Below are 14,464 nucleotides of genomic sequence, written 5' to 3'. Positions count from 1 at the left end.
TTAATAAGATAAAAAGGCATGGGGAAACTCATGCCTTTTTTATTGCTGGTGATTTCATTTGTTGCACTGATTGCACGTTTGTGATTTGCTGTACAAACATAAAAAAACCAGCTTGATGGTTGAATTGTAATCAGTTTTTGTTTTTATATTAGAAATAGGGCTGAATCATTCACCCACACGCATATCGACATGTCACACCTAAAAGGAAACATATGGATCAGGCATCGATTAAAAATAAACTACTTATCTTCCTTGGCGCATTAGTCACGACATTAGTGATGCTACTCACGCTTTTTATGTGGTTTCATTTAGAGCAGCAAAATGCCAGCCAAAATGAGCGCGTACATGATGTAATTTACCGTCAAGCGCAGCAGAGTTTAACTGCACAAGGCCATTATTATGCCGAACGTGTTGCGGGTTTTATCAATGAAGCGTATCGAGTGCCGAATTCTGTGGCTGGGGTTTTAAGTAATACAGCACAAAATCAACCATTGTCTCGCGAAGAAGTGCAAAGAGCCATTGCGGGCGCTTTAGCGAAGAATCAGTTTGTTTCTTCTATGTATGCGCAGTTTGAAGCTAACGGTTATGATGGTAACGATGCTCAATATATGGCTGGTGCCAGTCATTCAGTAAAAGGCGATGGTACCTTAGAAGTGTATTTTACAAAGGATCTATCTGGTATCACGCAACAAGCTGTTGCTTCAGCCGCAGATAAATATTTAACAGCCAAAAACGAATTTGGGTTACGAGAAGCCGAATGGTACTTATGCGCTCGTGATAAAAACCAGCCCTGCATCATGGAACCCTATTTATACGATGGCACGTTAATGACCTCACTGACAGTGCCGGTACAAGCACTGGGCCAATTTGTTGGCCTAGTGGGCGTGGATGTCAATTTACCCGTATTTCAGCAACAAGCCGTTGAGCTATCGAAAAGCTTGTATGGTGGTGCGGCAAAAGTGTCTTTATTAAGTGACCTAGGATTGGTGGTTGGTTCTAGCCACTATAAAAAGTTAGCGCGCCCACTGCGCGAGTCGATGTCTTCTGACCGTGCAAGAGCTTTACTTTCGCTGCATAACTCAAGTGATTTTTTGGAAATCGGTGGCGATATTGCCATTGCCTTGCCAATTCATATTAAGCTTGCCGATGTAACTTGGTCACTACTTATAGAAGTGCCTAAAGAAGTTGTTTTAAAAGATGCGGCTCAATTATCGCAAGCGCTAGATGCCTCCGCAAAATCGGCAAGTCAAACCATGTTGGTTGTTGGCGTTGTGATTGCAGCCGTAGGCATAGTACTCGCGATTTGGCTTATTAACACCATTATTAAACCCTTGACTCAGATCCAACTGAGAGTTGAAAGTCTAGCAAGTAGTGAGGGAGATCTAACTCAAGCGTTGCATGTGAGCCAACACGCAGAGTTAATAGCGCTGGCCAAGGGATTTAATATATTTACAGATAAGCTTCGGCATATGATCGATGATCTGAAAACACTGGCGGAGCAGTCTTACCAGCAGTCGTTTATGACAACGGAAGTTGCTATCAACATTAAGAACAAAGTAGCAAATCAGCATAATGAGATAGACAGTGTTGTTGCCGCTATCAATGAGCTAAGTGCAACAGCCAGTGAGGTTGCTCGCTCGTCAGAGCAAGCGGCACAAAGTGCCAACGAAGCCGCAGAGCAAGTGCAGCTTAGTGAATCAAGCATTGTTAAGACGACGCAGACCGTGCAAGCAATGGCCACGCAAGTGTTGGAAGCCAAGCAGGCGATCAATAAAGTGGTTGAACGCAGTGCGGATATTTCTCAAATACTCGATGTGATCCGTGCAATTGCGGAGCAAACTAATTTACTCGCATTAAACGCGGCAATTGAAGCGGCAAGAGCCGGTGAACAGGGGCGTGGTTTTGCGGTTGTTGCAGATGAAGTTAGGGCACTGGCGTCTAAGACGCACGCTTCAACGAATGATATCAGTGAATTGATTAATAATTTAACCCATGAAGTTAATCGCTCCGAAGATATTATCGAAAGTTCGGTTTCGCAAGGAGAGCAAGCGGTGTCGTACTGTGAAGAGTCGGCGCAGGCAATGAGTACGATGGTGTCTATGCTGGCAAATATTTCCAACGAAGTGACACAAATAGCGACAGCAGCAGAGGAACAAAGTGTCGTGACGGAAGAGATCAATGGTAACACCACTGGGATCTCGGATGCGGCGGCTGAGTTGTCAGCGCTTGCCGATCAAGTCGAACAAGCTGCCAGCACTATGACGCAGATAGTTGAGCAAAAACATGCGCAGCTCAATTTATTAAAAACGCGCCAATAGTGAGCGCAAACTGGCATAACGCGTTTAGTTAACATAGAATAACTGTTAATTTATACAGTTATTCTATGAGCTCTTCATAATGAAGCTTTATATTGCAGAAAAACCATCATTGGGTAGAGCAATAGCCGACGCACTACCCAAACCACACGTTAAGCAAGATGGTTATATTGAAACAGGCGATGGCAGTGTTGTTTCTTGGTGCATTGGTCATTTACTGGAACAAGCTGAACCGGAAGATTACGACCCTAAGTATAAGAAGTGGCAATATCATGACTTGCCCATACTACCAACCGATTGGCAATTTAAAGCAAAACCAAAGACTAAAAAACAGCTGGTTGTACTCAAGCGCTTGATAAAAAAAGCAAGCATTATCGTTCATGCGGGCGATCCAGACCGAGAAGGTCAGCTACTGGTTGATGAGGTGTTGCAACACATAGGCCTGTCGGTACAGCAAAAGCAATCGACACAACGCTTACTGATTAGTGATCTAAACCTACAAGCGGTTAAAAAAGCACTGCAAACACAAAAATCAAATAAAGAGTTTATTCCACTAAGTGTATCGGCGCTTGCTCGAGCGCGTGCCGATTGGTTGTATGGAATGAATCTAACACGCGCCTACACGCTAACGGGGCAAAAAGCAGGTTATCAAGGTGTGCTATCTGTTGGCAGAGTACAAACGCCAGTATTAGGCCTAGTTGTGCAAAGAGATATAACAATAAAGAACTTTGTGTCTAAGCCTTTTTACGAAGTTTTCGCACATCTTTTAACGGACGAAAAAGAGTCGTTTGTCGCTAAATGGCGACCAAGTGAGGCATGTGCACCGTATATGGATGAAGAAAAACGAGTACTGGTAAAAGCGTTAGCGGAAAATGTGGCTTCGCGCATTCAGGGTCAACCGGCTGAAGTGGTAAAGCTACAGAAAACGCCCAAGAAGCAAGCTCCACCTTTACCTTATAATTTGTCGGCGTTACAAATTGATGCAAATAAGCGTTTTGGTATGTCGGCTAAGCAAGTGTTGGACGTATGTCAAAGTCTGTATGAAAAACATAAATTGATCACTTACCCACGTTCGGACAATCGTTATTTACCCAATGACCATTTTCACGAACGTGAACAGGTGCTCTCGGCAATTGCGAATAATCAGGGATGCGAGCAAGAAAAAATTGGCAACGCAGATCTATCACTTAAATCTAAGTGTTGGAATGATAAAAAGGTAGAAGCACACCATGCCATTATACCAACGAGCAAAAAACTAAAGTCGTCACCACTTGGCCAATATGAGCAGCAAGTGTATGAGCTTATCTGCAGGCAGTATGTGGCGCAGTTTTATCCTTCGTATACATATAATGAGACTGTGGCTGAGATTTCAATCGCTGGGGGCATATTTATTGCCAAAGTTAAACAAGTGACAAATTTGGGCTTTAAAGCTTTGTTTGGCAAAAATCAGTGCGAGGATGGATCAGAGTCCTCATTTTTGCCTCCTTTAGCAGAAGGGCTGCAGCTATTGTGCAGTGATTCTGAAATACGCGAGAAACACACGCAACCTCCCCAACATTACACTGATGCATCTTTGCTCGGTGCTATGACGGGTATTAGTCGTTACGTTAAAGATCAAGACATCAAAAAAATCTTAAAAGATACTGATGGATTAGGTACTGAGGCTACAAGAGCTGGGATCATCGAACTTTTGTTTAAAAGAGGGTTTCTACAACGAGAAGGAAAGCTAATCAAAGCCAGTGAAATAGGGCATGCAATGATAACCATGCTCCCAGAAACGCTTACTTTGCCGGATAGAACGGCATTGTGGGAATCACACTTAGCGAAAATAGCCAATAAAGAATGCAGCTATCAAAATTTCATGGATCCGCTTGTTGGTCAAATTCAAGAGATAATCTCAACCGCACAACTAACTAATACAGTGAGCTTTAGAGGGCTTGCGAAACCGAAGAGCGCTAAGCGCCGTTTTAAGAGCCGCGCAAAAAGTTCAGTGAAGGTTAGCAACTAGACTTGTAATTACAGCTATTGCCTCAATATATGAACAAACTAGCTAAAAACGACGATAAGCAAAGTATGAGCAACCAAATTCAACTAACAAGTGAAAATATACAACAGGTGCTTGGTGAGCAACACCAAGATAAACTGATCTTACTGACTTTTTTTAGTGCACAAAATCCAGACTGTATTACACAGGCTGCAATATTAAGTAATCTGGCCACAAGTTATGAGTCGCATCTTGTAGTGGCAACAGTGGACTGCGATCTTCAGCAAGCATTGGCTTCGCAATTAGCTCAGCAAATTGGTTTACAAGCACTACCCACGCTTGTCATGTTGAAAAATGGCGCACCAGTTAACATGCTACCAGGGGCTCAAAGTGAAGAAGAGATTAAAAAGGCATTGGCAGAGCATTTACCAAAGCCTGAAATGTTATTACTTGACCAAGCGAAACAAGCATTAGCAAATGACGACTTAAATGCTGCGTTCAGTTTCGCCAAACAAGCGTATGACATCGACGCGGATAATACGCGAGTTAAGCTTGTGCTAGCGAATATATGTATTCAGATACAAAAGCTGGATGATGCGCAAGCGTTGTTAGATTCCGTGCCTGGATCAGAGCAAGATCCATACTTCCAAAATTTACAGGCAAAACTAGAGCAAGCAAAACAAGCTCAGGAATCGCCTGAAATAAAAATGCTAAGTGAAGCTTTACAGGCTGAACCTGAGAACAATGATATAAAACTGAAGTTGGCAGGTTTACTTGCGCAAGCAGGTAAAAAAGAAGAAGCGCTAGCGCTGCTGTTAAACATTTTGCAACGTGATATGAATTTCATGTCAGCAAGACAAGATTTTTTAGATGTTATCGCTTCGCTTCCTGATGGTGATGCGCTTGCTGCATTATATAGACGTAAGCTATATAGCCTTCTCTACTAACGGCTAAAACGTAAAAGGTACACACACACTGTTTGAGGACATAAGTGATGTACTTTTTGCAAAAATAATTTGCATCTTTGGTCTTTTCAATAATACTTAATGTCCCGCTGTGCAAAAAACAAACTAAAACAGCTCGCAAAAAACAGAAAACATATCTTTTGTGGGTTTTTAGTTTGTTTTTTGTTCGAAAGGCGTGTTTTTATAAGTTTTTATAAAAAAGTGCTTGCGTAATTGTTTGGGATGCCTATAATGCGCATCCACTGACACGGAGCGCTGCGCTGAATAAGCAAAGCAGCAACGAGTCAGCGTCAAGTAAAACTTAAACTTGAAACTTCTAAAAAAGAAACTTCAAATTAAGTGTTGACAAAAAATCGGGAATGCTTAGAATGCACATCCCTCGAGACGCGAAAGCAGCTCGAAACGTTCTTTAAAAATATGAAGCAATCATCTGTGTGGGCACTCGTACAGATTGAGTTCTAACAGCAAAATCTAGCCTCGCTAGAGGATGCAAACAAATTTAGAGTCTCAATTGAACTGAGTGACCAACGGAAACAAGTTTACTTGTTTCAGCACAGTCAATTCGATTTCTTAGGAAATCAAAATCAGAATTCAATGAGCACGAAACTTAGGTTTCAAAAAACTTTTAATTGAAGAGTTTGATCATGGCTCAGATTGAACGCTGGCGGCAGGCCTAACACATGCAAGTCGAGCGGTAACATTTCTAGCTTGCTAGAAGATGACGAGCGGCGGACGGGTGAGTAATGCTTGGGAACATGCCTTTAGGTGGGGGACAACAGTTGGAAACGACTGCTAATACCGCATGATGTCTACGGACCAAAGTGGGGGACCTTCGGGCCTCACGCCTAAAGATTGGCCCAAGTGGGATTAGCTAGTTGGTGAGGTAATGGCTCACCAAGGCGACGATCCCTAGCTGGTTTGAGAGGATGATCAGCCACACTGGGACTGAGACACGGCCCAGACTCCTACGGGAGGCAGCAGTGGGGAATATTGCACAATGGGCGCAAGCCTGATGCAGCCATGCCGCGTGTGTGAAGAAGGCCTTCGGGTTGTAAAGCACTTTCAGTAAGGAGGAAAGGTTGGATGTTAATAGCATTCAGCTGTGACGTTACTTACAGAAGAAGCACCGGCTAACTCCGTGCCAGCAGCCGCGGTAATACGGAGGGTGCGAGCGTTAATCGGAATTACTGGGCGTAAAGCGTACGCAGGCGGTTTGTTAAGCGAGATGTGAAAGCCCCGGGCTTAACCTGGGAACTGCATTTCGAACTGGCAAACTAGAGTGTGATAGAGGGTGGTAGAATTTCAGGTGTAGCGGTGAAATGCGTAGAGATCTGAAGGAATACCGATGGCGAAGGCAGCCACCTGGGTCAACACTGACGCTCATGTACGAAAGCGTGGGGAGCAAACAGGATTAGATACCCTGGTAGTCCACGCCGTAAACGATGTCTACTAGAAGCTGGACTCTTCGGAGGACTTTTTCAAAGCTAACGCATTAAGTAGACCGCCTGGGGAGTACGGCCGCAAGGTTAAAACTCAAATGAATTGACGGGGGCCCGCACAAGCGGTGGAGCATGTGGTTTAATTCGATGCAACGCGAAGAACCTTACCTACACTTGACATACAGAGAACTTTCTAGAGATAGATTGGTGCCTTCGGGAACTCTGATACAGGTGCTGCATGGCTGTCGTCAGCTCGTGTTGTGAGATGTTGGGTTAAGTCCCGCAACGAGCGCAACCCCTATCCTTAGTTGCCAGCGATTCGGTCGGGAACTCTAAGGAGACTGCCGGTGATAAACCGGAGGAAGGTGGGGACGACGTCAAGTCATCATGGCCCTTACGTGTAGGGCTACACACGTGCTACAATGGCGCATACAGAGTGCTGCGAGCTCGCGAGAGTCAGCGAATCACTTAAAGTGCGTCGTAGTCCGGATTGGAGTCTGCAACTCGACTCCATGAAGTCGGAATCGCTAGTAATCGCGGATCAGAATGCCGCGGTGAATACGTTCCCGGGCCTTGTACACACCGCCCGTCACACCATGGGAGTGGGTTGCTCCAGAAGTGGTTAGCCTAACCTTCGGGAGGGCGATCACCACGGAGTGATTCATGACTGGGGTGAAGTCGTAACAAGGTAGCCCTAGGGGAACCTGGGGCTGGATCACCTCCTTATACGATTTAGAACTTATTTGTTCGTAGTGTCCACACAGATGATTGTTGCTTGGTCTTATGACTGAGTGATATTGCTCTTTAAAAATTTGGAAAAGCTGATAATTAATTCTTGTAGATATTTATATCTATAAAGAGTTTTCAAAAGTAAAACATGCCGATAAGCAGTTCTTATTAAGGATTTGTTTATTAGCGTCTACTTTAGTATTCAATATTAACTTCTGGCGAAGTTAAACTGTCTTTGACGATACAAACCATTTTGGGTTGTATGGTTAAGTGACTAAGCGTACACGGTGGATGCCTTGGCAGTTGGAGGCGATGAAGGACGTACTAACTTGCGATAAGCCTAGTTGAGCCAGTAAGAGGCGCTTGAGACTAGGATTTCCGAATGGGGAAACCCGGCCCTTTGGGTCATCATGCAGTGAATACATAGCTGTATGAAGCGAACGCGGAGAACTGAAACATCTAAGTACCCGTAGGAAAAGAAATCAACCGAGATTCCGAAAGTAGCGGCGAGCGAAATCGGACTAGCCCTTAAGCTTTAGTGTAGTTAGTGGAACATTCTGGAAAGTTTGACGACACAGGGTGATAGTCCCGTACACAAAAACTTATCTAAAGTGAAATCGAGTAGGTCGGAGCACGTGAAACTTTGACTGAATATGGGGGGACCATCCTCCAAGGCTAAATACTCCCAACTGACCGATAGTGAACCAGTACCGTGAGGGAAAGGCGAAAAGAACCCCTGTGAGGGGAGTGAAATAGAACCTGAAACCGTGTACGTACAAGCAGTAGGAGCACCTTCGTGGTGTGACTGCGTACCTTTTGTATAATGGGTCAGCGACTTATATTTTGTAGCGAGGTTAACCGATTAGGGTAGCCGTAGCGAAAGCGAGTCTTAACTGGGCGCTTAGTTGCAAGGTATAGACCCGAAACCCGGTGATCTAGCCATGGGCAGGTTGAAGGTTGAGTAACATCAACTGGAGGACCGAACCCACTAACGTTGAAAAGTTAGGGGATGACCTGTGGCTAGGAGTGAAAGGCTAATCAAACCGGGAGATAGCTGGTTCTCCCCGAAATCTATTTAGGTAGAGCCTCGGACGAATACTTACGGGGGTAGAGCACTGTTAAGGCTAGGGGGTCATCCCGACTTACCAACCCTTTGCAAACTCCGAATACCGTAAAGTACTATCCGGGAGACACACGGCGGGTGCTAACGTCCGTCGTGAAGAGGGAAACAACCCAGACCGCCAGCTAAGGTCCCAAAGTGTATGTTAAGTGGGAAACGATGTGGGAAGGCTAAAACAGCTAGGAGGTTGGCTTAGAAGCAGCCACCCTTTAAAGAAAGCGTAATAGCTCACTAGTCGAGTCGGCCTGCGCGGAAGATGTAACGGGGCTAAACATACCACCGAAGCTGCGGCTGCGAATATACCACCCAAACTATTTTAAGATTAACGTTGACGCACGAAGTGCCCAACACGTTGAGTTGGTAAGAGATAGTTTCGGGGTATATTCGCGGGGTAGGGGAGCGTTCTGTAAGCCGTTGAAGGTGTACCGGGAGGTATGCTGGAGGTATCAGAAGTGCGAATGCTGACATGAGTAACGACAATGCGGGTGAAAAACCCGCACGCCGGAAGACCAAGGGTTCCTATCCCATGTTAATCAGGGTAGGGTAAGTCGACCCCTAAGGCGAGGCTGAAGAGCGTAGTCGATGGGAAACGGGTTAATATTCCCGTACTTGGAATAATTGCGATGGGGGGACGGAGCAGGCTAAGTAAGCATGGCGTTGGTTGTCCATGTGAAAGTGCGTAGGCTGGTGACTTAGGAAAATCCGGGTCGCTAAGGCTGAGACACGAGACGAGCCACTAAGGTGGTGAAGTTACTGATGCCCTACTTCCAGGAAAAGCCTCTAAGCTTCAGATTATTTCGAATCGTACCCCAAACCGACACAGGTGGTCAGGTAGAGAATACTAAGGCGCTTGAGAGAACTCGGGTGAAGGAACTAGGCAAAATTGTACCGTAACTTCGGGAGAAGGTACGCTGTTGTTGGTGATGGGATTTACTCCTTAAGCTGACGACAGCCGCAGTGACCAGGTGGCTGGGACTGTTTATTAAAAACACAGCACTGTGCAAAATCGTAAGATGACGTATACGGTGTGACACCTGCCCGGTGCCGGAAGGTTAATTGATGGGGTTAGACGTAAGTCGAAGCTCTTGATCGAAGCCCCGGTAAACGGCGGCCGTAACTATAACGGTCCTAAGGTAGCGAAATTCCTTGTCGGGTAAGTTCCGACCTGCACGAATGGTGTAACCATGGCCACGCTGTCTCCACCCGAGACTCAGTGAAATTGAAATCGCAGTGAAGATGCTGTGTACCCGCGGCTAGACGGAAAGACCCCGTGAACCTTTACTACAGCTTGGCACTGAACATTGAGCCTACATGTGTAGGATAGGTGGGAGGCTTTGAAGCGGTGACGCCAGTCATCGTGGAGCCGACCTTGAAATACCACCCTTGTATGTTTGATGTTCTAACTTAGGTCCCTTATCGGGGTTGAGGACAGTGCCTGGTGGGTAGTTTGACTGGGGCGGTCTCCTCCCAAAGAGTAACGGAGGAGCACGAAGGTTGGCTAAGTACGGTCGGACATCGTACGGTTAGTGTAATGGTAGAAGCCAGCTTAACTGCGAGACAGACACGTCGAGCAGGTACGAAAGTAGGTCATAGTGATCCGGTGGTTCTGAATGGAAGGGCCATCGCTCAACGGATAAAAGGTACTCCGGGGATAACAGGCTGATACCGCCCAAGAGTTCATATCGACGGCGGTGTTTGGCACCTCGATGTCGGCTCATCACATCCTGGGGCTGAAGTCGGTCCCAAGGGTATGGCTGTTCGCCATTTAAAGTGGTACGCGAGCTGGGTTTAGAACGTCGTGAGACAGTTCGGTCCCTATCTGCCGTGGGCGTTTGAGAATTGAGAGGGGCTGCTCCTAGTACGAGAGGACCGGAGTGGACGAACCGCTGGTGTTCGGGTTGTGATGCCAATTGCATTGCCCGGTAGCTACGTTCGGGATCGATAACCGCTGAAAGCATCTAAGCGGGAAGCGAGCCTCGAGATGAGTTCTCACTTTAACTTTAAGTTAACTGAAGGGCCGTTGGAGACTACAACGTTGATAGGCTGGGTGTGGAAGCGTAGTGATACGTTAAGCTAACCAGTACTAATTACCCGTGAGGCTTAACCATACAACGCCAAAGTGGTTTAAGAGACAGAAGTTAGTATTAACTAAAGTAGATTTTTACGAATTATCAGAATTTTTCCAGATTTAAGCAAAGTGAAGGTCGCGACAGCAGTGTTGCTTGATATTCACCTTGCGCAAATGAAATGCTCAGCAAAGCTTGAAGTAATTAACCATTTGCACTCCAGTTTTCCTGGTGACTATAGCGTTTTGGAACCACCTGACCCCATGCCGAACTCAGAAGTGAAACGAAACAGCGTCGATGATAGTGTGGCAGCTGCCATGTGAAAGTAGAACATCGCCAGGTCCTAATAAAAGAAACCCCGATACGAAAGTATCGGGGTTTTTTGCGTTTTAAGCCTGTTGGAAGGCGCCTTTGGCTTTTCCAACCTACAAGGTCATTCCTATTCGTAGGCCGGTATAAGGTGCGAAGCGCCGCCATCCGACAATGAGAAATAATACCAATCCATCTTAACTTTTTCCCACCTCTGCCGACTCTCTTTGACACATTTTTATCACTCGTTTTGTACATGAAACAAAGTCATTCCAAGCTTCACTGCAACTCTCTACAATATCTTCATAACCTTTGAAACAGCGATCCGCTAAATGGTGCTGCCGCAGCCAACTCCATACTTGCTCTATCGGATTCAGTTCAGGTGAATAGGGTGGTAGTTTGATAATAGAGACATTATCAATATCTGTTACCAGTGATGCTTGATGCCATCCTGCGCCGTCCATCAACACTACAGCATGTCGGCCAGGTGCGGTTTTCGCTGATATTAGCTGCAAGTGCTGTTTCATGACACTCAAATTCCCCCATGGTGTGATGAACGCTTCAGTCTGTCCTGTTGAAGGGCACACAGCGCCAAATAGATAGGCATAGTCAAACGCTTGTTGTTTGACTGCCCTAGGCCGGGTTCCTTTTTTGCCCAAAGGCGTGTCGTAGTGTTTTGCTGACCAAATCTGGCTTCGTCTTGAAACCAGATATCGACGTCATTCAGACTGATAAATAGCGGGATCGTTTTGATCAATTCCATTTGCAGTTTTTTTAAAGTCCTGTTGAACTTGCTCGGATTGCTTAGGGTGGAGAGAGCGGCTAGTGATCCAGCTAAAGCCTAAATGTTTCAATAGTTTGTAAATCGCATTAGGATGGTAAGAGACGTTAAATTCATCTTCAATATATTGCTTTATACGATACCCCGTTAGTCTACCACCGCTGTCATTTTGACTGTGTTTTTCAATATACTGGAAAAGTTTTTTCTGCTGTGCATCGTTAAGGTAGCAACGTTTACCGGTAGGTTTTGTAGCGTCAAGGCCAGCTATTCCCTTATCTAGGTAGCGTTTTACCCACTCATTTAGCATTCTTCTGCTGACATGAAGCATGGCAGCAATTTGCGTTCTGTTGTGGTTATCCCGGTAGTGCGCGACCGCTAAATAGCGAATTTTTTTACGTGCGTCCTTTTCGGATTTAGCCAGCTTAAAAAGTTCGGTAGAAGTATGAGTATTGATAGCTTATTTATTGGTTGGAAAATAAATACAATTAGATCACAAATCATTACTGGATAGTATAAGAAAGAAATACTACAAAAATATATATCTTTAGTTGCAATTAGTGGGGTAATTGGTTTAGCCTAAATATGAATATTTTCATATTTAGGCTGAGCATGAAAGGTAAATGGGTTAGTCAGGAAAGCTTGGAAGTTTACGTTTGGTAGGTTAAATACTAGATTTATTTATGCTGTTAGATATAGCGATTACTCTAAGTGTATCGCGATGATTTTATTCGTCGCTGGATTTTTCGACTAGTATTGTTCTAAATGGAGAAAAGGAGTAGATTAATGAGTAATGTATTGACAATAAAAAATGAACTGCCGAAAGAAGTTTTGAAGAAAGTTATTGGAGGATCGGGTGGTGGTCTAAATGGAGCTGAACCACCTAATGAACATTTGACGTCGGATAATACTCGAACTTAATTTTTGCAGCAATTATAAAGGGAACTTAAGTGAATGAAATCTTAATAAATATAGGGTTGGTGTTTGTTTTTTTGCAAGCCTGTGCGTTGTTGTTGTTCCTCTGGCTAGCACAAGCGTCCGTTAGGTCGTTGTTGTTTGGACGACCTAACAAAGAGCCAAGTACAGAATTTGAACACTCATTTTTCATCTATATTTGTGTCAGTTTAGCATTTCAGGGAATAGGCTTTTTCATTGGCGACATTATATTCTCCATTGATATGGGAGTGCAGGCTAAACGACAAGTTTTTTACATTTACTACAGCATTCATGAAGCGCTTTTTTTAGTCGTTATGCTCCAATGGCATAATTATAAACGTTGTGAGTTTGCACGTATGACAACATACGGCTTTTATGTGTCGTTCACATTAATGATGTTGTTTTTATTAAGGTATGTTGACCGTGTGATTTTTAACACAGAAATTCTTAGGGGCATCTATAGTCAAGTAATTGCCTTATCCAATTTATGTATAACCTTAATTTTTCTATCCTACCCCTTAATGCGTTTACACCATCTAATTAAGGAAAAGCTTTTTAATAAAAAATTACCTCAGTAGGCACTTAGGCTAGCTAGGTTCTCTGTGAGTAAATATTGAATTTTTTAAGTTTTAAAAAAAACCTAGTTAGATTTATTAAAAATGAGCGAGGCCCACGAATGGACCTGCTCATTGGGCTAGTAACTTGATTGGAATTGGTTACGATGCATTGACGTCTTGTTGCACTTCAACTTCTTGACCTGTGGTTAAACGCTCAGCACCACGAACTGCAATAGTATCACCAATAGATAATGAACCTTCACTGACGGGCTTGATGGCGACAAACTTGCCCTGGCCTTTACCTACCTTTACAGGAATTTGCTCTGCTTTGTTATCTGCATTGATGCGTACAACGTGTACGCCTTGCTTGCGCAAAATCAGTGCGTCTCGGTTAACAAGCAGTTCGGGTTGATTGCTATTTAAGGGTACTACCACATCGACTAATTGACCAGCGGCCCAGCTGTGGGTACTTTGATTAGGCAATGTTGCCCTAACTTCAAATGATTGTGAGCGAGGGTCGGTTGTAGGTATTACCGCAGTGACCGTTGTATCTGCTCGGTTCAACGCCCCAAGCGTGCCGGCTGAGATTGGCAAAATCATGCCTGTTTTGATGTACTTTAAATACTTTACGGGAACGTACAAGCGGGCTTCTAGGTTATTGATGTCAATTAAGCTAAGTAGTTCATCTGCTCTATTCACATCTTTTCCTGAACGGCTGTAGCGTTCGCTGATCACACCTGAAAATGGTGCTCGTAGAGTCGAGCGATTGAGTTTGTCTGCGATGACCTTCAATTCAATCTCAGCGAGTGCAATGTCTGATTTAGCCAAATCATGTTGTTGCTTTACTTTATCTACCTGACTTGCTGCTGCGCTACTTGTTTTTGCAAGTTGTGTAAGTCGCGCAAGTTCTTGCTTTTGAAACTGCAAATTGATCTTAGCGCGATTCAGCATTTCGTTTTGACGAGCCTGTTCCAACTCTAGAGGCAAGGTGTCTATGCGAGCGAGAACTTCTCCCTTTGTGACTGATTTGCCAGGCTCCGCTACATAAGTCAGCAGCCCTCCAACGCCCGCTGTAAGTTTTACATCTTGTTTTCCATACAATGTACCATGTACTGCAAATTCGCTTTGTAACGGCGCATTTGTCAGTTTTTCAACCGTGACAGGCGATTTTGCGTATGCCATTGGTGAACTAACAATACTCGACGCCAGTAATAAAATGCCAACACTGAGTGAACATGAATTGAATAGTTTTTTTGATAACAACAT

6 protein-coding genes, 3 rRNA genes and 1 pseudogene are annotated in these 14,464 nt (G+C 44.5%); 8 read left to right on the top strand and 2 right to left on the bottom strand.

Features of this window, described 5'->3' with window-relative positions; genetic code table 11:
• Positions 1-212: 212 nt before the first annotated feature.
• The 6 genes from AC5FX4_RS15725 (at position 213) to rrf (ending at position 10,960) form a co-directional block, all read left to right on the top strand.
• Positions 213-2,318 carry a methyl-accepting chemotaxis protein gene (locus AC5FX4_RS15725; protein WP_493607281.1) on the top strand — a complete coding sequence of 702 codons (2,106 nt, stop codon included), beginning with the start codon at positions 213-215 and terminating at the stop codon, positions 2,316-2,318.
• A gap of 79 nt (positions 2,319-2,397) precedes the next feature.
• Entirely contained in the window at positions 2,398-4,323 is a 1,926-nt protein-coding gene (locus tag AC5FX4_RS15720; RefSeq protein ID WP_493607280.1) for a DNA topoisomerase III, read from the top strand.
• A gap of 65 nt (positions 4,324-4,388) precedes the next feature.
• On the top strand, positions 4,389-5,246 hold the full coding sequence (locus AC5FX4_RS15715) for a tetratricopeptide repeat protein (RefSeq protein WP_493607835.1): 858 nt from the start codon (positions 4,389-4,391) through the stop codon (positions 5,244-5,246).
• Positions 5,247-5,890: 644 nt separating this feature from the next.
• A 16S ribosomal RNA gene (locus AC5FX4_RS15710) occupies positions 5,891-7,429 on the top strand.
• A 267-nt stretch (positions 7,430-7,696) separates the two neighbouring features.
• A 23S ribosomal RNA gene (locus AC5FX4_RS15705) occupies positions 7,697-10,660 on the top strand.
• 185 nt (positions 10,661-10,845) lie between these two features.
• A 5S ribosomal RNA gene (gene rrf / locus AC5FX4_RS15700) occupies positions 10,846-10,960 on the top strand.
• The 16S, 23S and 5S rRNA genes sit together here, the layout of an rRNA operon.
• A gap of 164 nt (positions 10,961-11,124) precedes the next feature.
• Here rrf and AC5FX4_RS15695 read toward each other — a convergent pair.
• Positions 11,125-12,162 (bottom strand): annotated as a pseudogene (locus AC5FX4_RS15695) (IS630 family transposase).
• Between the two features lie 329 nt (positions 12,163-12,491).
• On the opposite strand from AC5FX4_RS15695, the gene AC5FX4_RS15690 reads away from it, so the two are divergent.
• Complete coding sequence (locus AC5FX4_RS15690; protein WP_493607279.1) at positions 12,492-12,626, top strand: hypothetical protein; 135 nt, start codon at positions 12,492-12,494, stop codon at positions 12,624-12,626.
• A 29-nt stretch (positions 12,627-12,655) separates the two neighbouring features.
• Entirely contained in the window at positions 12,656-13,219 is a 564-nt protein-coding gene (locus AC5FX4_RS15685) for a hypothetical protein (RefSeq protein WP_493607278.1), read from the top strand.
• Positions 13,220-13,357: 138 nt separating this feature from the next.
• Here the strand turns inward: AC5FX4_RS15685 and AC5FX4_RS15680 are convergent, their stop codons facing one another.
• Entirely contained in the window at positions 13,358-14,464 is a 1,107-nt protein-coding gene (locus tag AC5FX4_RS15680) for an efflux RND transporter periplasmic adaptor subunit (RefSeq protein WP_493607277.1), read from the bottom strand.

Source organism: Pseudoalteromonas sp. ATL1, assembly GCF_058933015.1.
Note: the sequence above shows the minus strand (reverse complement) of the source record. Positions and strands in the feature narration are given on the sequence as shown.